This window comes from Enterovibrio baiacu (assembly GCF_004120195.1).
In the GTDB taxonomy this organism is placed as follows: Bacteria; Pseudomonadota; Gammaproteobacteria; order Enterobacterales; family Vibrionaceae; genus Enterovibrio; species Enterovibrio baiacui.
The window spans coordinates 49419-72578 of the sequence record NZ_SCHN01000022.1 but is presented as its reverse complement, the minus strand read 5'-3'; the positions used below and the strand labels follow the sequence as shown (position 1 = coordinate 72578).

Genomic DNA, 23160 nt, shown 5'->3' with positions numbered 1-23160 from the left:
CCTAATCAGGCCCTTTCAGTCTTTTTCTTGACGCTACACAGAACTGCTTAGCAGTATCCGTAACTCAGCAAACGTTGATAACGACGCTCGCGCAACGCTTCTTCATCTAGCGGTGCAAGGTCATTGAGCTGTTCAATAAGCAGCGCTTTAATGTTTGCAGCAGTTTGAGCAAAATCACGGTGCGCACCGCCCATTGGCTCGGTAATGATAGAGTCGATCAAACCCAGCTCTTTCAAACGAGGTGCCGTCATGCCCATGGCTTCCGCAGCCTGTGGCGCTTTATCAGAATCACGCCATAGGATTGATGCACAACCTTCTGGAGAGATAACCGAGTAGGTAGAGTACTGAAGCATGTTCACGTAATCACCGACACCAATAGCAAGTGCGCCGCCAGAGCCGCCCTCACCCACAACGTTACAGATCACTGGCACGGTCAACCCGGCCATTTCTTTCAAGTTGCGCGCAATCGCTTCTGATTGACCACGTTCTTCAGCACCCACACCAGGGTAGGCACCAGCCGTGTCGATGAAGGTAATGATTGGCATTTTAAAACGCTCAGCCATTTTCATCAGACGCAGTGCTTTGCGGTAACCTTCCGGTTTTGGCATACCAAAGTTGCGAATCACTTTTTCACGTGTTTCGCGGCCTTTTTGGTGACCAATAACCATGACGGGACGGCCATCAATTCGCGCCATGCCACCAACCATTGCCTTGTCATCGGCATAAGCACGATCACCCGCTAATTCTTCGAATTCGGTGAAGATAAGATCTGCATAGTCCAAGGTGTACGGACGACGTGGGTGACGAGCAAGCTGAGCAACCTGCCACGCGCCTAAGTCACTGAAGATTTTTTTCGTCAATTCAGTGCTTTTTGTCTCCAATTGCTCGATTTCTTTATCAAGATTGACAGCTTCTGGATCGTCACCGCGCTTGGACACTACGCGCAGGGCTTCAATTTTTGCTTCCAATTCAGCAATCGGCTGTTCAAATTCAAGGAAATTAAGACTCATAGAGAAAGAATCCTGTTCAGGTAATGAAATGCCCCATTATTCATTTAACGGGGCAAAAGTATCAGTCAAATTCCAACTCGACCTGCTTTTCGCCGAGTAGGGTTTTTAAATCGTCGATCAATTTATCGTCTGGCGTAACGCGCCACTCTGTTCCTAAGACCAGTTTCGCGCGAGCATCGTCACGCTCATAGTACAAGTTTACTGGAACCGTTCCCGCTCTATGCGGTTCAAGGATCTCACTGAATCTCTCGAAGAATTTATTATCAATTTGCCCTTCGGTCACGGATATAGCAAGACCACGCAGGTATTTTTCGCGTGCTTGGGCGAGATCTAACACCTCACGACCAGCCATTTTAAGGCCACCGTTGAAGTCATCAAAGCTGACCTGTCCCGAAACGACTAAAATTCGGTCTTTTTCTATGAGATCCAAGTACTTTTCTAATGCATCTGAGAACAGCATCACTTCCATGCGACCAGATCGGTCATCCAGCGTGAGCAGACCAATACGCGTTCCGCGCTTGGTTGTCATCACGCGAGCGGCAATAACCAACCCCGCAACGGTAGAAACCACATCTCGTTTCGTGGCGTGTGCATCTTCCAAACGCCATGTGATGTAATGCTTAAGCTCTTTGACATAGCTGTTGATCGGGTGGCCGGTTAAATACAATCCGAGGGTTTCACGCTCCCCTTCCAGCCATACCTTTTCAGGCCACTGCGGTACATTAGCATACTTGTGTTCGACGTCTTCAGGGGCATCAGTCAATACGCCAAACATGTCTGCCTGACCAAATGCTTCCGCTTGATGGTGTTGACTGGCTGACTTAATGGCATCATCCAGCGATGCGACCATCGCAGCGCGGTGCGGCCCTAAACGGTCTAGTGCGCCTGATTGAATGAGTTTTTCAATGACACGCTTGTTCACTTTTTTGGTATCAATTCGGGCGCAGAAATCGAACAAATCACGGAAGTAACCGCCTTCTTCGCGCGCTTTGATGATGTTTTCAATCGGCGCTTCACCCACGCCTTTAATTGCCCCAATACCGTAAACAATCTCGCCTTTATCATTCACGTTGAAACGATACAAACCCGCATTCACATCAGGTGGCAACATCGTCAACTTCATACGACGGCATTCTTCCACCAGACCCACGATCTTGTCGGTGTTATCCATATCCGCGGTCATTACGGCGGCCATGAACTCTGCTGGGTAATGGGTTTTTAGCCAGAGGGTTTGGTACGACACCAATGCATAAGCCGCAGAGTGCGATTTGTTAAAGCCGTAACCGGCAAACTTTTCAACCAAGTCGAAGATTTTCATCGCCAACTCACCGTCGACGCCATTCTTCACCGCACCATCTTCGAAGGTTGCGCGCTGCTTGGCCATTTCTTCTGGCTTTTTCTTACCCATCGCACGACGAAGCATGTCTGCACCACCGAGGGTGTAACCAGACAAGACCTGGGCGATCTGCATAACCTGTTCTTGATACAGAATGATGCCGTACGTCGGCTCAAGAATTTCTTTTAATGATTCGTGTTGCCACTTTTCATCAGGGTATGAGACAGCTTCACGGCCGCGTTTACGGTCGATAAAGTTATCTACCATGCCTGATTGCAGAGGTCCCGGACGGAACAGAGCAACCAGTGCGATCATATCTTCAAAACAGTCAGGTTGAAGGCGCTTGATAAGATCCTTCATCCCGCGGGATTCAAGCTGGAATACGGCAGTTGTTTCGTAGTTTTGCAATAACCGGAACGACGCCAAGTCGTCCATTGGTATCGCTTCGATAACAACTGGATCTAACCCTTCCTTCTCAAGACGGGGGTTAATCATCTTGAGCGCCCAATCGATGATGGTTAGCGTCCGCAAACCCAAGAAGTCGAATTTAACCAAACCTGCGGTTTCAACGTCATTCTTGTCGAATTGAGTAACAGGGAAATGCCCTTCGCTATCACAATACAAGGGCGCAAAATCAGTGATGGTTGTTGGTGAGATAACAACACCACCCGCGTGCTTACCGGCGTTACGTGTACACCCTTCGAGGATGCGACACATATCAATCAGCTCGCGAACGTCTTCATCTCCTTCGTATGACTCGCCTAACTGCGGCTCGACATCGAATGCTTTCGCCAACGTCATACCCGGATCGGGCGGAACCAGTTTTGAAATACGATCAACAAACCCATAAGGGTGGCCAAGCACACGGCCAACGTCGCGGATAACCGCTTTGGCGGCCATGGTACCGAAGGTAATGATCTGAGATACCGCATCACGGCCGTACATTTCCGCAACGTGGTCGATAACCTTATCGCGTTTATCCATACAAAAGTCGACGTCAAAGTCGGGCATGGATACACGTTCAGGGTTAAGGAAACGTTCGAATAGTAGGTCAAATTCCAGCGGATCCAAATCCGTGATTTTTAGAGCGTACGCCACCAGCGAACCTGCACCAGAACCACGACCAGGACCAACCGGAATGTCATTATCTTTTGACCACTGGATAAACTCCATCACGATGAGGAAGTAACCCGGGAATCCCATTTGGTTGATCACGCCTAATTCAATATCAAGGCGTTCATCGTATTCAGGACGTCGCTCTGCCCGCACGGCGGGATCTGGGAAAAGGAACTCAAGACGCTCTTCGAGGCCTTCTTGCGATTTCTTCACCAAGAACTCGCCAATCTCTAGCCCTTCTGTCGGGAAGTTTGGCAAGAAATACTCATTCAAACGAACAGTGACATTACAACGCTTTGCAATTTCAACCGTGTTAGCAAGGGCTTCTGGAATGTCATGGAACAGGTCGCACATTTCGTCTTCCGTACGAAGGTGCTGTTGTTCGCTGTAATTTTTTGGTCTGCGCGGATCAGCGAGCGTGTAACCATCATGAATCGCGACACGAATCTCGTGGGCATCAAACTGATCCGGTGTAATGAAACACACTTCATTGGTTGCCACGACAGGCAATTCATTTTCAGACGCGAAATCCAACGCAAAGTGCAGGTAGGCCTCTTCATCAGGGCGACCTGTTCGCGTCAACTCGATGTAATACGCATCAGGAAAGTGTGTTTGATAAAACTCGGCACATTGCTTGGCAAGCCCCATGTTGCCTTTCAGCAATGACTTACCTAAATCACCACGGCGACCACCCGATAAGATGATCAGACCGTCTTTAAGCTCTTCTAGCCACGCTTGATCAATGACGGGCTGGTGCTGAACATGGCCACGCAGATACGCTTTAGAAATCAGCAATGTCAGGTTTTTATACCCTGCATTGTTTGCAGCAAGTACGGTCAGCTGACACAAATCGTCACCGAATGCGTCCGACTGCACTTTAAAATCTGCGCCAATGATAGGTTTCACGCCGCAACCTTGCGCCGTGTTGTAGAACTTCACCAAACCACATAAGTTCGTAAAATCTGTCAATGCCATGGCAGGCATGCCCATTTCGGCAACTTTTTTGACCAAAGGCGGCACTTTCGACAGCCCGTCGACCATGGAATAGTCACTGTGAACACGAAGATGGATATAGCGTGGGTCTGACATAGAACTCGTACGTTACTGGTTTAGGGAAAGAAATTGTTGAGGGGAAAATGCATTTCCCCTCGGAACATTATGCAAGGCCTAGGGCTTTTTTGACAGGTTTAAAGCTCTTTCGATAGCCTTCAATGGCACCATGCTGCTCTAACGCTTCAAAGTGCGCTTTGGTTGGATAACCTTTGTGCTTGGCAAAGCCGTATTGTGGGTATTCTTTGTCCAAGGCTTCCATTTCACGATCTCGAACCACTTTGGCAAGAATCGATGCTGCACTGATCTCGGCAACACGTAAGTCGCCTTTTACAACGGCTTGTGCTGGCTCCGTGATACCCGAAGGCACGCGATTGCCATCAATCAAGACATAGTCAGGCGCAATGGGAAGGCCATTCACTGCACGTTCCATGGCAAGCATGGTGGCAGCAAGAATATTGATGTCGTCAATTTCTTCAGGTTCAGCTCGGCCAAGTGACCATGCCAGCGCTTTTTCTTTGATCTGCTCAAACAACACTTCGCGTTTTTTGTCAGTCAGCTTTTTCGAGTCAGTTAGCCCTTCGATAGGGTTATTCGGATCAAGAATAACGGCAGCAGTAACCACAGCACCGACTAACGGGCCGCGTCCTACTTCATCCACACCTGCGATCAAAGTAGCATCTGGATATTCAAACGGTTCGAAGTCCATCATTAACGTCCAATCAAATTGAGTACAGCACGTGCTGATGTCGCATCAGCATCACAGCGAATCACTTCGTGCAGTTGTGTAAACACCTGCAGTAGCTCAGCGTTGTCGCCATCAAGGTAGGTGGTCACATCCTCAGCGAGTTGCTCTGGAGTGCATGCCTCTTGTAAACGCTCTGGTACGAGAGCTTTACCAGCAAGGATATTTGGCAAGGAAACAAATTCTGTTTTCACCATTTTACGGGCAATCCATGCCGTGATTGCGTTCACTTTGTAGCCAACGACCATTGGGCGTTTCACTAACATACATTCAAGCGCAACAGTACCTGAGGCAAGAAGCACAGTGTCAGATGCAGCAATCACATTTCTGGCAGTATCATCGACCAAGGTAAAATCGAGTTCAGGCGCCGTTTCTTTCCACGCTAACTCAAATTGCTCACGGCGCTTCTCATTCACCAATGCAACCACAAAGCCAAGATCTGGGTGTTTCTCTTTGAGCAATTTGCACGTTTCAATGAAGATCGGTGCGAGCAATTTCATTTCGCCACCACGACTTCCCGGCAATACAGCCAAGTAGCGTTTGTCCGGCTCAAGACCAAGCAACTCTCGTGCAGCAACTTTGTCACTTTCTAGCGGAATGGCATCCGCCATGGTGTGACCTACAAAATCACAAGGCACGTTGAATTTATCGTAGAAGGCTTTTTCGAAAGGCAATAGAGCAAGAACGAGATCCGTCGCTGCTGCAATTTTAAAGATACGCTTTTGACGCCACGCCCAAACACTTGGGCTAACGTAGTGCACGGTTTTGATACCATTGTCTTTCAACGATTTTTCTAAACGAAGGTTGAAATCAGGCGCATCAATACCGACAAAGACATCCGGTGGATTGGCAACAAAGTATTCCACTAACTCGCGTTTTACTTTGAGAAGACGAGAAAGGCGACCCAGTACCTCGACCAACCCCATCACGGAAAGCTCTTCCATGTCGAAAAGGGTTTCACAGCCAAGGACTTTCATTCTTGGCCCTGCAATGCCAACAAACTCTGCATCAGGGTATTGGGCTTTTACCGCTTTTATAAAGCCAGCACCTAAAATATCGCCGGAGATTTCCCCGGCGACAATTCCAATTCGTAGCGGCTTTGTTGCAACAGCCATTATCGAATAATACCTCGGCTTGAGTTATCAAAGAACTCAACAAACAGTTGAAGTGCTTCTTCGTCTTTGGCCATTTCCACAATTTGCTTTTTCGCTTCTTCTAGCGTTTTGCCAGAACGGTAAATTTCTTTGTATACCGAGCGAATCGCTTTGATTGCAGTCTTGTCGAAACCGCGACGCTTGAGGCCTTCAACGTTAATACCGAATGGTGCACAGTGGTTGCCTTGGGCCATGACGTAAGGTGGTACGTCTTTCACAACGATAGAACCGCCGCCCAACATACAATGGCTGCCAATGGTGCAGAATTGGTGAATCGCAGTCATACCGCCAACAATCGCGAAATCACCGACGGTCACGTGACCTGCAAGTGTTGCGTTATTTGCAAAAATACAACGGTCACCAATGATGCAATCATGCGCTACATGGGCATTGATCATAAATAAGTTGTCGCTACCCACCTGAGTATGGCCACCGTCTTGAACGGTACCACGGTGCATGGTGACACTTTCACGGATGGTGTTGCGATCACCAATTTCCAGCGTCGTTGGCTCACCCGCGTATTTCAGATCCTGACACTCTTCGCCAATAGAAGCGAATTGGAAGATCTTGTTATCGCGACCAATTTTGGTAGGCCCCTTGATAACCACGTGGGTTTTTACTTCAGTACCTTCACCGATCTCAACCCCAGAGCCTATGTAAGAGAACGCGCCAATTTTAACATTGGCAGCAAGGGTAACCCCTTCCTCTACAACTGCGGTTGGGTGAATTTGCGCAGATTCATGAATCACGTTTAAAACTCTCTTCTGGCACACTTAAGGTCAGCAGAACACACCACTTTACCGTCGACTTTCGCGACACCAGTAAATGCAGCAATGCCGCGGCGCTCTTTAAGGAATTCAACTTCCAATACCATTTGGTCACCCGGTGTTACAGGCGCACGGAATTTAGCATTGTCGATACTTGCAAAGTAGTACAGTTCATTTTCAGCAGGTGCGCCAAACGTTTTGAACGCTAACAAACCTGTTGCTTGAGCCATGGCTTCAAGGATCAACACACCAGGGAAAATTGGCAGTTGCGGGAAATGACCCGTGAATTGAGGTTCATTGACTGACACGTTCTTGATCGCATGAAGGTATTTGCCTTCTTCAAAATCAATAACACGGTCAATCAAGAGAAATGGATAACGATGAGGCAGCAACTCTCGGATTTCGTTAATAGTCAGAACTTTATTTTCGCGAATCAAAGTATTATTCCCGTGTGAAAACTTATTATTGTTGTTGAATGCAAAATGGCCCACACCGCAAGGAATAGACAACATGAGTCATACTCAATATTGCTACTCGCCAGAAGAGTAGGCCATCGAGACAGCGTTTACTCGCTATCTTCTAGTTTTTTTTCAACAACTTTCAATCGTTTATGCATTTCTTCGATCTTCAATGTTCGCGCAGCAGTTTTACGCCACTCGCGATTTTTTTGAAGAGGAATACCCGAAGAGTACATACCAGGTTCAGTGATAGGCCGCATCACCATCCCCATGCCTGTGATGGTGGTGCCGTCTGTGATTTCAATGTGCCCATTAATGACACACGCCCCACCAATAATGCAGTGTTTGCCTATTTTAGTGCTTCCTGCAACAACAGTCGCACCCGCAATGGCGGTATTTTCACCGATCATGACATTATGCGCGATCTGACACTGGTTGTCGATGATCACACCATCAGCAATCAGGGTGTCATCCAGTGCACCACGGTCGATGGTCGTACACGCACCGATTTCTACTCGGTCACCAATAATGACGCTACCAACCTGAGGGATCTTAACCCAACGGCCTTTGTCATTCGCATAACCAAAACCATCTGAACCAATCACGGTGCTTGATTGAATCAAGCAAGATTCACCCAGTTTTACATCATGGTAGATAGATACGTTAGCCCAAAGACGAGTGTTAGCGCCGAGTACTGCGTTCTTACCAACAAAACAACCCGCGCCAACCTGAACGTTATCGCCCAAGGTAACACCGTCTTCAATCACAGCGTTGTGACCAATCGATACGCCTTCACCCAGCGTCGCAGTAGGAGAAACATAGGCACTTGGCGCAATGTCAGTTGCACACGCTGGCGTGGTATCCAGCAATTGCGCCGTCAATGCATACCCCAAATATGGGTCTTTCATGACTAGCGCATTGCCGCTGCAATAAGCGAGGTCGGCTTCCTTGACCATCACCGCACTGGCCTGGCATTCAGCGAGATGTTTACGATATTTACTGCTCGAGAGAAAAGTAATATGCCCTTCGCCCGCTTTATCCATACCCGCAATTGAGTGAATGACAATAGAACCATCACCATGAAGTTCAGCACTCAGTTTTTCCGCTAATTCAGCGAGAGTAATAGAAGCCATTTTTTACCTTACTTATTTTACTGCTTTCAGCACTTTCTCAGAAAGATCGTCTTTCGGGCTAGCAAAAAGAACAGCCTGACGATCCAAAATCATGTCATAGCCTTCTTTTTTCGCCAGTGAAGCGATCGCTTTCTGTAGTTTTTCAATCAGTTTACGTTGTTCTTCAGCACTGCGCTTGCGTTCATCTTCTTTTAAGTTGTTCACTTTCAGCTTGTAATCAGCATCTAGCGATTGCAATTCACGCTGCAGCTTGGTGCGCTCTTTTTCGCTCATTAGCTCGCCGTTACGCTTCAGCTTATCCACGCCTTTTTTCAGCTTGCCTTCAAGACGTTCAACTTCTGCAATGCGGTCTTTAAATTCACGACGCAGTTTTTCACTTACATTGCTTTGCTTTGCCATTTGCGCAATCACAGGACCGGTTGATACATAACCGATTTTTTGCGCTGCTTCCGCTGCAGATGCATACATTGAAGCACTAAGAATGGCTAGGCTTAGGCCTGCCGCTTTGATAAATGGTTTCAAAATATTCTCCTAAAATTTGAAAATCAGAACGTACGGCCAATCGTAAAGGTAAAGAATTCTTCGTCATCACCTTCGTATTTCTTGATAGGCTTAGACAACGAGAAAACAAGTGGACCCATCGGTGAGCGCCATTGAAGCGCAGCACCATAAGATGCACGATAATTTGTTGGGTCGCTGTAGTCGTAGATGTACTCTTGTCCGCTGATCACACGCGCGTCGTTAAGGTCATATTCCGTATCCCAAACCGACGCAGCATCAACAAACACACTGGTTCGAATTGAGTTACGCACTTCCGCGGACACGAATGGCGTTGGGAAAATCAGCTCAGCACTGGCCAATGCCGTGGCATTACCACCAACAGAATCATTACTGCCGACTAGCGCTGGGTTGTTACCCGCACCTTGGTCATACACTGCTTTCGGACCTGCCGTGTTAGAACGGAAACCACGTAGCGTAGAGAAACCACCTGCGTAGAAGTTCTCATAAAACGGCATCAAGTAATCATTTTCGCCGTTGCTTCCATAGCCGTTACCGTAACCCAATCGGCCACGCAGCAAGAGCGAGAAGCTGTGCGATTCAGTTAGCGGCATGTAATTTCGAACATCATACTGCGCTTTATAAAACTGTACGTCCGACCCTGGCACCGTCATTCGGAATGATGCACGTTGGTAGTTACCTGCTGTTGGGAAGAAACCACGGTTTAGGTTGTTTCGGCTCCAACTGATAGACCAATCGAAGTCATCCACTTCCAAGCCATTTTCAGTCGTGTTGCCTTCCTGTGAATCAAGGAACTTCTCGATCTGGTAGTAACCGCCTAGGTTTTCAATTTGACGGTGCGTATAGCCAAGTGAGAAATCGAAGTAATTCAATTCATCAAATGGGAAGCCCCATGTCAGACTGGTACCATAACTTTTATCGGTGTAGTCAACGATGTTCGCATCAGATGCTTCAAATTCGTTGAAGAACACCTTGCCACCCAAACTAATACCATCCAAGGTCCAGTATGGGTCACGGTATTCGAGCGTCAGGTTTTTTTGGTAATCGTTAATCATCGCATTAGCGCCAAAACGGTTACCTGAGCCTGCAAAGTTATCTTGTTGAAGACCGGCTTGGAAACTGATGCCTGACTCCGTACCGTAGCCAACACCGAAGTTAACGTTACCGGAGTTTGCTTCTTTTACGTTGTACTCAACATCCACTTGATCTTCCGTACCCGGGACGCGCGTTGTGCGCACATCGACGGTTTCGAAATAACCAAGGCGATTCAAACGCTCTTTACTGGTCTCAACCGATTTGGCATTCAACCACGAACCTTCCATCTGACGCATTTCACGGCGCAACACTTCATCGCGGGTGATCTGGTTACCAGAGAAGCGAATATTGCGCACGTATACACGTTTACCTGGCTCAATACTGACATTCAACGCAACGGTTTGGTTGTCATCGTTAAATTCTGGAATAGTGGCGACTTGCGGGTAAGCATAACCTTGTTCACCCAACTGACGCTTGATGGCATCTTCTAACGCAGTAACCTTCTCTCCGTTATACACTTCACCATCTTTAATGGTTGAAAGCGCGGCAAAATCATCGCTCGACTTTCCACCACGGAAATTGATGTCTGACACACTGTAAGGCAAACCTTCATCAAGGTTCATCGTGATGTAAACGCCTTTTTTATCAGGCGAAATCGACACTTGTGCGGACTCAACACGGAATTTCAGGTAACCACGGTTCAAATAGAAAGAACGAAGGTTCTCCAAGTCACCTGCAAGTGCTTGTTTCTGGTATTTCTCATCGGCGAGGAAATTCCACCAAGGCACATCAGAACGAAGCTTGAAGCTGGATTTCAACTCCTCGTCAGTGAACACCGTGTTCCCGATGAAGTTAATTTGTTGAATTTTTGCCGACACGCCTTCAGTGAACACAAACTTCACGTCAGCACGGTTACGAGGAAGTGGCGTGATAACAGCACTTACGAGGGCGTTGTATTTACCCACGCTATAGTAGAAATCTTCCAAGCCTTTTTCGATGTTTGACAAGGTAGTGCGATCTAACGACTCACCGATGCGCAAACCTGAAGCGGCAAGGTTTTCACTCAATTGCTCGTCTTCAATGGCTTTGTTGCCAGAGAAAGAAATGCTCGCGATCGTAGGACGTTCGATAACCTTTACCAGAAGGTCTTCGCCATCACGGAATACACGTACGTTTTCGAAGTTACCTGTAGCAAACAAGGATTTGATGATCCCTGACACATCGCCTTCGCCTATGTTGTCACCGACTCGGACTGGCATCGATAACAATGCTGCACCGAGACTGACTCGCTGAAGCCCCTCAAATCGAATGTCTTCCACCACAAACTCATTCGCTGTGACAGAACTTGAAAAAAGAAGAGAGGCTATTAAAAGTTTTTTCATCGCCATTGCTGCTCTGACTTTTCCTTGCTAAACGCTGAATCCTACAGTCGGGCAAAATCGTTAAATAACGCCACGGCCATCAATACCACAATAATGGCGGAGCCAACCCTGTATCCCATATCTTGAATACGCTCAGAGACTGGGCGGCGTGTTACGGCTTCAATACCGAAGAACAATAAATGCCCTCCATCTAAAACCGGTAACGGTAATAAGTTAATGATGCCTAAATTCACACTGATCAGTGCGAGAAAACCGAGAAAGTATACCAGACCAAAGTCTGCGGTCATCCCTGCACCTTTCGCGATTGAGATAGGCCCACTCAAATTTTCCACGGCGACATCGCCAGTGAATAATTTCTTGATCATGTTCGCGGTCAACACCACTATCTGCCATGTTTTGTCCATGGCTTGGGGTATTGCCTCTAAGGGACCGTATTGAATTGTAATTTGATACGACTCAGGCCACGGTTCCGTTTTTGGTGCAAAGCCCGCATAACCGATTTGCTTATCGCCTTGCTCTCTCGCATCAGGAATCAGTTCAATTGTTTTTTCCTGACCGTCACGAAGTAGAGTAAGAGGAACAGGCATATTCGGGTGATTACGGATGAGGGTTACAACCTCCATCCAATCAGTGATCGGCTGACCATCGATCGTCAACAATTCATCGTCCGCGAGTAAGCCTACACGCTCTGCCGCACTTCCTTCGACCACTTGTGAAATGACATTCGTCACTTCCGGGGAATACGGTGTAATACCCAGAGTGCGTAATGCTGACTCTTTCTCTGGATTAAAGGACCAAGATGACAAATCGAGTGTCTTCGTCACTTCATATCCCGCATTACTCTGAGGCTGTGCCGTCAAAGTCATCGACTCATCGCCGATGTGGGAAATGAACTGCAAATTTACGGATTCCCAATCACGCGTTTTGATACCTGATACCTGGGTTAGTTCCATTCCAGGCTCAATTCCCGCCTGCGCAGCAATAGATTGCGGAGCTACGTCACCAATAACGGGCTTTACGGCCTGTACGCCAATGAGCATAACAAGCCAGTATGCGAAGATAGCAAACAGGAAATTTGCGATAGGGCCAGCGGCGACAATAGCGCTGCGCTGCCAAAGTGGACGGTTGTTAAAAGCGTGCGGCTTCATTGCTTCGGGCACATCATCAACACGCTCATCAAGCATCTTGACGTAGCCACCCAGCGGGATCATAGCCAGTGTGTATTCGGTGCCGTCTTTGCCTACACGTTGCCAGATGGCTTTACCAAACCCAATAGAGAAACGCTCAACTTTGACACCACATCGACGGGCAACCCAAAAATGACCGAACTCATGTACAGCAACCAACATGCCCAGTGCAATCAAGAAAAAACACAGATTCCACAAAATCGCACTCATCGTTTCACCTTATTCACGCAATCCATTGCCATCGCGCGCGCTTTTGCGTCGATGTCGAGCAAGCCTTCAATGCACGTTGGCTCGCTAAATACGGCATTTTGTAACACAGCATCGTTAATTTCAGCAATCTGTGTAAAGCCTATAACGCCATTCAAAAAGGCTTCAACGGCAATTTCGTTGGCCGCGTTTAACGTTGTTGTTGCTGACTGTCCGACATAACAAGCGTCAATCGCCAGTTTCAAGCACGGGTAGCGAGCAAAATCAGGCTTCAAAAAGCTAAACTCGGCCACCTCGGTAAAATCCAGCGGTTTCACCCCCGCATCAATACGTTCAGGGTAAGCCATTGAATACGCAATAGGCGTGTTCATGTCAGGACGACCCATTTGCGCCATGACAGAGCCATCGCGATATTGCACCATCGAGTGAATAACAGATTGAGGATGGATGATCACATCTAATTGTTCGCGCTGGGCATTAAACAACCAACGCGCTTCAATATACTCAAGGCCCTTGTTCATCATAGTGGCTGAATCCACTGAGATTTTAGGCCCCATAGACCAGTTAGGGTGCGCGATGGCTTGGGCTGGCGTTACCGATGCTAACGCATCAATGTCCGTATAACGGAATGGACCGCCCGAACCTGTGAGCAAAATCTTACTCACGCCTTCAGCGGCGAGATCACACACACCAAGCTGGGATTGGATAGACATTGGTAGGCATTGGAAAATCGCATTGTGTTCACTATCTACCGGCAGTAATTCCGCCCCATAGCGATGAACAGCATCAATAAAGAGCTGTCCAGACATCACCAATGCTTCTTTATTCGCGAGCAATACGCGCTTACCCGCCTGCACTGCTGCCATCGTAGGGATCAAGCCTGCCGCCCCAACAACTGCCGCCATAACCGTGTCAACATCAGAGTGGGATGCGAGTGCAGAGAGGCCATCAACACCGCTCAGAACATCTGTCTTGATACCTTCTTTTCGCAACGCATCTTGCAGGTTCTTTGCAGCAGTTGCATCGGCCATTGCAGCAAAGCGGGGTTCCCACTTCACACACAGCGCGATCATTTTTTCGACATTTGCATTTGCAGCTAGCGCAAACACCTCAAACGCGTGAGGATTCTTCTCAACCACCGCCAGTGTGCTGCTACCAATCGAGCCAGTCGCACCAAGAATCGTTAACTTACGCATAGAGCACTCAATTATTCATTACATAGTGTTGTACAAAGGACAAATCACCGGCCTGTCGCCGGTGATGTCTTTATGCCAACCAAAAATATAAAACGGTAAAAACAGGAAAAGCAGCGGTTAGGCTGTCAATACGATCAAGGATCCCACCATGCCCCGGTAAGATACGACCACTGTCTTTCACGCCGGCCACGCGTTTAAACATGCTCTCGGCCAAATCACCGAGCACCGATGCAAACGAGGTTACGAGCGCGATCGCACCCAGCGTGTAGATGGAAGAAAATGGGATAGAGAAAAGATGTGCAACGCCCGTGGTCACCAACACAGATGCCACCAAGCCGCCAATTAAACCTTCAATGGTTTTATTCGGACTGACTGACGGTGCCATTTTGCGCTTTCCAAAACGTTTGCCCGCAAAATACGCGCCCGTATCAGCAGCCCACACCAACAAACACACCATCAGCACGAGCTTCGCACCTAGATAAGGTTGTGTGTCGTAGCCATTAGCACGAAGCAGCAATACGCTCCAAAGGAACGGGATCAGTGTTAATACGCCAAACAATTGCTGCAAAACAGCGCTGTTAGACCACCAGTTTGTACCTTTAGGGTATTTCAGCACCATTACGGTCGCCAATAGCCACCAAATAGCACCACTCAATGCAATAACACCACCGTGCAAGCCGGAGAGTTCTAAACCTGTTTCGTTGACAGGAAAAGTAAAGAGAGACCCGATGAGAAGTAACGCTGGCACAATGAAACCGCGAGGACGAGAAGACACATCAACAAACTTTGTCCACTCCCAATGACCTAGCAGTGTTACGCCAGCAACAGCAATAACAAAAATATGAAACGGCAATAAAAAAATGCCTGCAATAACCATAGGGGCTAGCACAGCGGCCGTTAAAACACGTTGTTTCAGCAAACGAAACCCTCTTTATTTTTCTACTTTTAACATCGCCTGAATTTGCTCGCCCGTGCAGCCGAATCGGCGTTCACGGTTAATGTACCAAGCGATGGCATCGGTAAGGCTGACTTCGTCAAAATCTGGCCAAAATTGCTCGGTGAAATACAGTTCAGCATAGGCAGCCTGCCACAGCATAAAATTACTTATGCGGCATTCGCCACTGGTGCGAATCATCAAGTCTACATCAGGAAGCTGTGCTGTCGTCAAATGCACAGAAATATCCGCTTCGGTCAATTGGTCGGCTGGAATACCGCCATCTGCAACCTGACTTGCTAGCTTTTGCACTGCCTGCAGGATATCCCACTGACCGCCGTAGTTAGCAGCAATGTTTAGTACTAGACCTGGATTATTCGCCGTCAGCGCTTCTGCCGATGCAATCTTATCTTGAAGTGACTTGCTAAATCGGGAGGTATCGCCGATTACTCTTAATTTGACACCATTCTTGTGTAGGCGCTTTGCCTCGCGTCCTAAAACAGTGACAAACAACTCCATCAGCAAGCTAACTTCGTCTTCAGGGCGACGCCAATTTTCACTGCTAAAAGCAAAAAGCGTGAGTACTTTAATCCCGAGACGATTAGCAGTTGAGACGGTTTTTCTGACGGCATCAACGCCGGCTTTATGCCCAAACATTCGGGCTTTGCCACGCGCTTTAGCCCAACGGCCATTGCCATCCATGATAACGGCAATGTGTTTAGGGAGCAGGCTTGAATCCATCTCTAGATTGGATGATAGGGAGCTCATGATTATCCTTCGCAAATAAAAAGCGCTGTACTGCTAGCACAGCGCTTCGGCAACGGAATCAGAGTGTAGCCGGAATTAGACTTCCATCAACTCTTTTTCTTTCGCTTCAAGAATCGCGTCAATCTCTTTTACTGCCGCGTCAGTCAGCTTTTGGATGTCGTCTTGACCACGACGGTCATCATCTTCAGAAATTTCTTTTTCTTTCAGAAGACCTTTCAGGTCACCGTTTGCATCACGACGGATGTTACGCACAGCAACACGGCCTTGCTCAGCTTCAGCGCGAACAATTTTAACGAGGTCACGACGACGCTCTTCTGTTAGCGGAGGCAATGGAACACGGATAACCGTACCCGCAGACATTGGGTTGAGACCCAAGCTAGAGCTCATGATTGCTTTTTCAACAGCTTGTGTCACTGAACGATCGAATACAGTGATCGCAAGTGTACGAGAGTCTTCAGCAACAATAGATGCCAATTGCTTAAGTGGCGTTGGCGCACCGTAATATTCGACAGTTAGACCATCAAGCAGTGCAGGATGCGCACGGCCAGTACGGATTTTAGACAGATTATTCTTCAGCGCTTCAACGCTTTTCTGCATGCGTTCTTTCGCATCTGCGTTAATTTCATTGATCACGAGAGTATCCTTGAAGATTCTTTTTTCTAATTAGCGGATTATGCCACTAATTTTGATTAACCGTTATTAATTAGTGTGCCTTCTTGCTCACCCATCACAACTCGGCGCAACGCGCCCGGCTTATTCATGTTAAATACACGCATAGGCATCTTGTGATCACGTGCCAAAGTGAATGCAGCTAAGTCCATCACTTTCAATTCTTTTTCTAGCACGTCTTGGTAAGTCAGGTGGCTGTAGAGCACCGCGTCAGGGTTCTTCGCTGGGTCGTCAGTGAACACACCATCAACTTTAGTGGCTTTAATCACGATGTCTGACTCGATTTCAATACCGCGCAAACATGCAGCTGAGTCAGTGGTGAAGAATGGGTTACCTGTACCCGCAGAGAAAATCACTACACGGCCATTACGAAGCTGACTGATTGCTTCTGCCCAGTTGTAGCTGTCACACACACCATTAAGAGGAATTGCAGACATAACCCGCGCGTTCACATAGGCACGGTGTAGCGCATCGCGCATCGCCAGGCCGTTCATCACGGTAGCCAGCATACCCATGTGGTCGCCCACAACCCTGTTCATACCCGCTTCGGCAAGACCTGCGCCACGGAATAGGTTACCACCGCCGATAACCAAGCCAACTTGTACACCAAGTTCAACAAGTTCTTTAATTTCTTGAGCCATACGGTCAAGAATTGCTGGGTCGATACCGAACCCTTCTTTTCCTTGCAGCGCTTCGCCGCTCAATTTAAGCAAAATTCGTTGATAAGCTGGTTTTGGGTTTGTAGTCATGCTCACGACCTTTAGGCACTTAACTTATACGGATGGGATTGTAAAAAGACCGCAGGATTCTGCGGTCTTTTGGGTTCTCAAAAAAGGGATTAACCTTTCTGAGCTGCAGCAACTTCTTCTGCGAAGCTCATTTCTTGAGCTTTCTCGATACCTTCACCTACTTCTAGGCGAACGAAGTTAGAAACAGTAGCGCCTTTTTCTTTCAGGATTTCGCCTACAGTTTTCTTAGGCTCCATGATGAAAGGTTGGCCAGTCAGAGAAACTTCACCGGTGAATTTCTTCATACGACCGATAACCATTTTCTCAGCGATGTCTTGAGGCTTGCCTTCGTTCATCGCGATTTCAACTTGGATTTGTTGTTCTTTTGCTACTACGTCAGCAGGTACGTCTTCTGGGTTAACGTATTCTGGCTTAGAAGCTGCAACGTGCATTGCAACGTGCTTAAGAACTTCTGCGTCGCCTTCACCAGCAACAACAACACCAATGCGCTCACCGTGACGGTAAGAAGCAATTGAAGCGCCTTCTACGTACTGAACGCGACGGATTGAGATGTTCTCACCGATCTTAGTAACTAGAGCGATACGTGCTTCTTCGAATTGCGCTTGCAGTTCTTCAACAGTCGCTTTAGACGCTAGAGCAGCGTCAGCAACTTCGTTTGCAAATGCAGTGAAGTTACCATCTTTTGCTACGAAGTCAGTTTGGCAGTTAACTTCTACTAGAGCAGCTACACCATCAGCATCTTTGATGATGATCGCGCCTTCAGCAGCGATGTTGCCTGCTTTCTTAGCAGCTTTCGCAGCGCCACTCTTGCGCATGTTTTCGATTGCTAGTTCGATGTCGCCGTTAGTTTCAACAAGCGCTTTCTTACATTCCATCATGCCTGCGCCAGTGCGGTCGCGCAGTTCTTTTACCAGGGCAGCGGTAACAGCCATTGTTCATTCCTCGATTCGAAACTTTTGGGTAAAAATCAGGGGCCATAAATGGGCCCCTGCTAACCTACTTAGCTTACAGCGCCGTTCATGACAGCGTGATTGCTAAGAATGCTCACAAAGAGCAAATATTACTCAGCGACTTCAACTAGCTCGTCTTCAGCTTGAGCTACGATGTCCTGGCTACGGCCTTCTTTGTAAGACTGTGCTGCAGCGTTCAGGTACAGTTGAACAGCGCGGATTGCGTCGTCGTTACCTGGGATAACGAAATCAACGCCATCTGGATCAGAGTTGGTATCAACTACTGCGTATACTGGGATACCCAGGTTGTTCGCTTCTTTAATCGCGATGTGCTCGTGATCTGCATCGATAACGAATAGTGCGTCAGGAAGACCACCCATGTTTTTGATACCGCCAAGAGATTTTTCTAGTTTCTCCATTTCGCGAGTACGCATTAGGGCTTCTTTCTTAGTCAGCTTCTCGAAAGTACCGTCAGTTGCTTGAACTTCTAGCTCTTTAAGACGCTTGATTGACATGCGAACTGTTTTCCAGTTAGTCAACATACCGCCCAACCAGCGGTTGTTCACGTAGAACTGGTCACAGCTTTCTGCAGCTGCTTTTACAGAATCGCTCGCGGCACGCTTAGTACCAACGAAAAGTACTTTACCTTTACGCTCACCAACTTTAGTCAGTTCGCCAAGTACTTCGTTGAACATTGGTACAGTTTTTTCTAGGTTAATGATATGAACCTTGTTACGTGCACCAAAGATGAATGGCTTCATCTTAGGGTTCCAGTAACGAGTTTGGTGACCGAAGTGAACACCAGCTTTAAGCATGTCGCGCATTGAAACAGTAGCCATTTTAAATTCCTCTAGGGGGTTAGGCCTCCACATATCCCATACATCCGACCCTAAACGGGCACCCCGGAGCATGTGTCGATATGTGTGTGAGTTATATTAATCAATAATGAAACACCCCTGCTTAGAACCTGTTTTGCAGATTTACTAAGAAGGCGTATTTCGGCGCGCTTTATACCATAAAAAGCGACCGTAAATCCAGCATAAAAAAGTCATTGCTTGTCGGCTTGAGGTTCCCACATGGCGATGCGATTGATAATATGTGCCCATAGCAATCAATTCATCCCTTACCAAATAAGGGAACCAACTGAGAGATAGCAATGAGCGCGACTATTAAATCGGCTGAAGAAATCGAAAAAATGCGCGAGGCAGGTCGCCTTGCGGCACAAGTACTAGAGATGATCGAAGAGCACGTCAAAGTGGGTGTCACCACCCAAGAGTTGGACGACATTTGCCACACGTTCATCACTGAGACGCAAAACGCGATTCCGGCACCGCTCAATTATCACGGGTTCCCAAAATCGATTTGTACCTCTATCAACCACATTGTTTGCCACGGCATTCCTAATCAAAGCGATGTGCTAAAAGATGGTGACATTCTCAATATTGATATCACCGTTATAAAAGATGGCTACCACGGCGACACCTCTAAGATGTTCTTGATCGGTGACGTTTCTGCTGAAGATAAAGCCTTGTGCCACGTTGCGCAGGAAAGCCTTTATCAAGCACTGAAAAAGGTTAAGCCAGGTGCGCGCATTGGCGATTTAGGCACTGAAATTCAAAAATTCATCAAGAACCGCCCTAAGCGTTACTCTATCGTGAAAGACTACTGCGGCCACGGTATCGGCGCGCAGTTCCATGAAGAACCGCAAGTTGTTCACTACAAGAACAGTGACCGCACCCTGATCCAAAAAGGCATGTGTTTCACCATCGAGCCGATGATCAATGCAGGCAAATTCGGCACCGTATTGGACGAAGACGACGGTTGGACGGTTTACACCGTTGATGGTAAAAAATCAGCGCAGTGGGAACACACCATTTTGGTTACCGATAATGGGTGTGAAATTCTCACCCTGCGCAGTGATGAATCGCTTCCACGTATTCTGAACAACGCTTAATCATCTACAGTGAAGTCGGCCTTAGTGCCGGCTTTTTTGTTTCTACCTCACCGACAGAACGCAATAAAAAACATAGGGTGAGTAGGCAATCTTTTTTGCGCTGATTGATTTGGGTTTTACTCAAAAGAAATATCAAGGAAGACAATGAACGACGTTCTGCTCCAGCCTCAAGATCTAACAGAAGAACAACTCAATGTGCCCGAGCTAAAACACCAATTAACCTTGTTTGGTGACGCTCAAAAAGCGGCATTTCTTGCTCATGCACCTGTGAACGACTTGGTTTACCAGCGTGCAGAGTTCATCGACGCACTTCTTCAACGGCTCTGGCAACATTACGCGTTTAACCACAACCCCAACCTCGCATTGATTGCGGTGGGTGGTTATGGCCGCAGCGAACTTCACCCATTGTCAGACATCGACCTTCTGATCCTCAGCGAGAGCGGCATTGAAAAGCAGTATGAAGCGCGTCTGAGTGAATTTGTTACCTTGCTTTGGGATTTAAAGCTCGAGGTCGGTCATAGCGTCAGAACCCTTTCTGAGTGCTTGGATGTCGGGTTAGATGACCTTACCGTCGCGACCAACTTGCAAGAAGCAAGATTGCTCTGCGGCAGCGAACGTATTTTCCATCAATTAAAAAACCGCATTCATTCTGAACAATTCTGGCCGAGCGACAAATTCTTCCAAGCCAAAGTACAAGAACAGCGGGATCGTCACGCGCGGTACCATGACACCGCTTACAACCTCGAGCCGGATATCAAATCCAGCCCAGGTGGTCTTCGCGATATTCATACACTAAGTTGGATTGCTCGACGTCACTTTGGCGCGACAAGCCTGCGTGAAATGAGCAAATACGGTTTCCTGACAGACGCCGAATTCCGTGAACTGGATGAATGCCAAACCATGCTGTGGCGCATTCGTTTCGCCCTTCACCTCGAATTGCGACGCTACGACAACCGCCTCACCTTCTCTCACCAACCATCCGTGGCCGAGACCCTCGAATACAAAGGGGAAGGCAACCGTGGCATTGAACTGATGATGAAGGATTTCTATCGCACATTAGGCCGCGTGTCGGAACTGAACAAAATGTTGATCCGCTTGTTTGCACAAGCCATTGAGGACGAGCCAGATCATAAGAAAATTGAAGTGCTTAGCGATGACTTCCAGCGTCGTGGACGTCAAATTGAAGCGAGAAAACCCGCCCTATTCCAAGCGCGTCCCGATACCATCATTGATATGTTTCTGCATATCGCGAATGACAAGTCGATCGAATCCATCTCTGCGCCGACACTGCGTCAGCTGCGCACAGCCAGACGCCGTTTAAACCGATTTCTTTGCGACATTCCTGAAGCAAAAGAGAAATTTATCGCGCTCACTCGCCACCCAAATGCCCTGCATAAAGCGTTTTTATTGATGCACAAGCACGGCGTGTTATCCGCGTATTTGCCGCAATGGAGCCAAATTGTAGGGCAAATGCAGTTTGACCTATTCCACGCGTACACCGTCGATGAACATACCATTCGTCTGCTCAAGCACATCAACGGCTACAACAATGATGAAAATCGCGAAAAACACCCGATTTGCTGTGATATCTACCCGCGTTTAGCAAAACCCGAATTGCTGTTACTCGCAGCCATTTTCCACGACATAGGAAAAGGCCGTGGCGGTGACCACTCAGAAATAGGGGCAGAAGAAGCACATACTTTCTGTATTGAGCACGGATTTTCACGTCCAGAAGCCAACCTAGTCAGTTGGTTAGTTAAAAATCACTTGCTGATGTCCGTCACGGCACAGCGCCGCGATATCTATGATCCTGATGTAATTACTGAGTTCGCGAAATCCGTCCGTGATGAGGAACGACTCGATTACCTCATTTGTCTGACCGTTGCCGATATCAATGCCACCAACCCTGAACTTTGGAACAGTTGGAAGCGCACCCTACTGGCTGAATTGTATTACTCCACGCAGAAAGCGCTGCGTCGAGGCCTTGAGAACCCGCCTGATATCCGAGAGCGCATCAGGCACAACCAGCAACTCGCTTCCGCGCTGTTGAGAATGAATGGCCACCCGCCAAGAGAAATAGAGCTGTTGTGGCAGCGATTCAAGGCCGATTATTTCTTACGTCATACACACAAGCAAATTGCCTGGCATAGCGAAAATATCCTCGCACACGACAGTGATGAACCACTCGTGCTCGTCAGCAAAAATGCCACCCGTGGCGGTACAGAGCTTTTTGTTTATAGCCAAGACAGGCCAAGTCTTTTCGCACGCGTTGTTGCTTCGCTCGATAAGAAAAACCTCAGCGTGCATGATGCACAGATCATGACCAGTAAAGATGGCTTCGCACTGGATACCTTTATGGTGCTGGATGCAAACAACGAAGCCATCTCATCAGACCGTCACACCAAAATTAAAGAAGGGGTGACCCATGCACTGATGCAAGAGGGTGCCATCACGCTACCTTGCCGCCGTGCATCACGTAAATTGATGGCGTTTAACGTAAAAACTCAGGTCAATTTCATCCCTACCCGCACAGGTCGACGAACACTTATTGAGCTTGTAGCCTTAGATACACCAGGGTTGCTGGCTCGCGTGGGCGCGATATTGGCGAGAGAAAAAGTGTCATTGCAAGCGGCGAAAATCACTACCATTGGTGAACGTGCAGAAGACTTTTTCATCGTGACGGATAACGAGCGCCAAAGCCTTTCAGAAGAACAACAGACATCACTGAAAGAAGCGCTGTTCGATGCAATAAATGATGCATCTTAACGGGAAAGATCCCCAACGAACGGCGTGAGGCGATCTTGACCACAAGTCTCAGTCTTTGATCATTTCGGCTATTGG

General features: G+C 47.8%; 19 protein-coding genes. 2 read left to right on the top strand and 17 right to left on the bottom strand.

The genetic code is table 11. The annotated features are described in order from the left end of the window. Positions 1–47 precede the first annotated feature (47 nt). The 17 genes from accA to rpsB form a co-directional block, all read right to left on the bottom strand. The gene (gene accA / locus EQP46_RS20805; RefSeq protein WP_129495461.1) at positions 48–1010 is read right to left on the bottom strand and encodes an acetyl-CoA carboxylase carboxyl transferase subunit alpha; all 963 of its coding nucleotides are present in this window, start codon (positions 1008–1010) and stop codon (positions 48–50) included. 61 nt (positions 1011–1071) lie between these two features. Continuing rightward, positions 1072–4551, bottom strand: coding sequence for a DNA polymerase III subunit alpha (gene dnaE, locus EQP46_RS20800; protein WP_129495460.1), 3480 nt, complete (start codon positions 4549–4551; stop codon positions 1072–1074). 67 nt (positions 4552–4618) lie between these two features. Further along, positions 4619–5221, bottom strand: coding sequence for a ribonuclease HII (gene rnhB / locus EQP46_RS20795; protein WP_129495475.1), 603 nt, complete (start codon positions 5219–5221; stop codon positions 4619–4621). A 2-nt stretch (positions 5222–5223) separates the two neighbouring features. Then, positions 5224–6372: a lipid-A-disaccharide synthase gene (lpxB, locus tag EQP46_RS20790; protein ID WP_129495459.1), complete on the bottom strand. Its 1149-nt coding sequence runs from the start codon at positions 6370–6372 to the stop codon at positions 5224–5226. Then, positions 6372–7160 carry an acyl-ACP--UDP-N-acetylglucosamine O-acyltransferase gene (gene lpxA, locus EQP46_RS20785; RefSeq protein WP_129495458.1) on the bottom strand — a complete coding sequence of 263 codons (789 nt, stop codon included), beginning with the start codon at positions 7158–7160 and terminating at the stop codon, positions 6372–6374. Before lpxA ends, lpxB begins: the two co-directional genes overlap by 1 nt. Positions 7161–7162: 2 nt before the next feature. Then, a complete protein-coding gene (fabZ, locus tag EQP46_RS20780) occupies positions 7163–7615 on the bottom strand; it encodes a 3-hydroxyacyl-ACP dehydratase FabZ (protein ID WP_129495457.1) in 453 nt (150 codons plus the stop codon). Between the two features lie 128 nt (positions 7616–7743). After that, on the bottom strand, positions 7744–8769 hold the full coding sequence (gene lpxD, locus EQP46_RS20775) for a UDP-3-O-(3-hydroxymyristoyl)glucosamine N-acyltransferase (RefSeq protein WP_129495456.1): 1026 nt from the start codon (positions 8767–8769) through the stop codon (positions 7744–7746). A 12-nt stretch (positions 8770–8781) separates the two neighbouring features. Continuing rightward, positions 8782–9291, bottom strand: a complete 510-nt coding sequence (locus tag EQP46_RS20770; RefSeq protein ID WP_129495455.1) for an OmpH/Skp family outer membrane protein — start codon at positions 9289–9291, stop codon at positions 8782–8784. Between the two features lie 23 nt (positions 9292–9314). Beyond that, positions 9315–11711, bottom strand: a complete 2397-nt coding sequence (bamA, locus tag EQP46_RS20765) for an outer membrane protein assembly factor BamA (RefSeq protein WP_129495454.1) — start codon at positions 11709–11711, stop codon at positions 9315–9317. Between the two features lie 35 nt (positions 11712–11746). Continuing rightward, positions 11747–13102 (bottom strand): sigma E protease regulator RseP, encoded by a 1356-nt coding sequence (rseP, locus tag EQP46_RS20760; RefSeq protein WP_129495453.1) that lies wholly within the window; start codon positions 13100–13102, stop codon positions 11747–11749. After that, positions 13099–14295, bottom strand: a complete 1197-nt coding sequence (ispC, locus tag EQP46_RS20755; protein WP_129495452.1) for a 1-deoxy-D-xylulose-5-phosphate reductoisomerase — start codon at positions 14293–14295, stop codon at positions 13099–13101. The genes rseP and ispC overlap by 4 nt, the downstream gene beginning before the upstream one ends. A gap of 70 nt (positions 14296–14365) precedes the next feature. Beyond that, the gene (locus tag EQP46_RS20750; RefSeq protein ID WP_129495451.1) at positions 14366–15214 is read right to left on the bottom strand and encodes a phosphatidate cytidylyltransferase; all 849 of its coding nucleotides are present in this window, start codon (positions 15212–15214) and stop codon (positions 14366–14368) included. A 12-nt stretch (positions 15215–15226) separates the two neighbouring features. After that, positions 15227–15997, bottom strand: coding sequence for an isoprenyl transferase (locus tag EQP46_RS20745; RefSeq protein WP_129495450.1), 771 nt, complete (start codon positions 15995–15997; stop codon positions 15227–15229). A 75-nt stretch (positions 15998–16072) separates the two neighbouring features. Next, complete coding sequence (gene frr, locus EQP46_RS20740; RefSeq protein WP_129495449.1) at positions 16073–16630, bottom strand: ribosome recycling factor; 558 nt, start codon at positions 16628–16630, stop codon at positions 16073–16075. A 56-nt stretch (positions 16631–16686) separates the two neighbouring features. Next, positions 16687–17415, bottom strand: a complete 729-nt coding sequence (gene pyrH, locus EQP46_RS20735) for a UMP kinase (RefSeq protein ID WP_129495448.1) — start codon at positions 17413–17415, stop codon at positions 16687–16689. A gap of 89 nt (positions 17416–17504) precedes the next feature. Further along, a complete protein-coding gene (gene tsf, locus EQP46_RS20730) occupies positions 17505–18347 on the bottom strand; it encodes a translation elongation factor Ts (RefSeq protein ID WP_129495447.1) in 843 nt (280 codons plus the stop codon). 128 nt (positions 18348–18475) lie between these two features. After that, positions 18476–19204, bottom strand: a complete 729-nt coding sequence (gene rpsB, locus EQP46_RS20725; RefSeq protein ID WP_017009877.1) for a 30S ribosomal protein S2 — start codon at positions 19202–19204, stop codon at positions 18476–18478. A gap of 317 nt (positions 19205–19521) precedes the next feature. On the opposite strand from rpsB, the gene map reads away from it, so the two are divergent. Both map and glnD read left to right on the top strand, forming a co-directional pair. Continuing rightward, entirely contained in the window at positions 19522–20319 is a 798-nt protein-coding gene (gene map / locus EQP46_RS20720) for a type I methionyl aminopeptidase (RefSeq protein ID WP_129495446.1), read from the top strand. A 144-nt stretch (positions 20320–20463) separates the two neighbouring features. Next, positions 20464–23085: a bifunctional uridylyltransferase/uridylyl-removing protein GlnD gene (glnD, locus tag EQP46_RS20715; RefSeq protein ID WP_129495445.1), complete on the top strand. Its 2622-nt coding sequence runs from the start codon at positions 20464–20466 to the stop codon at positions 23083–23085. The last annotated feature ends 75 nt before the right edge of the window (positions 23086–23160 follow it).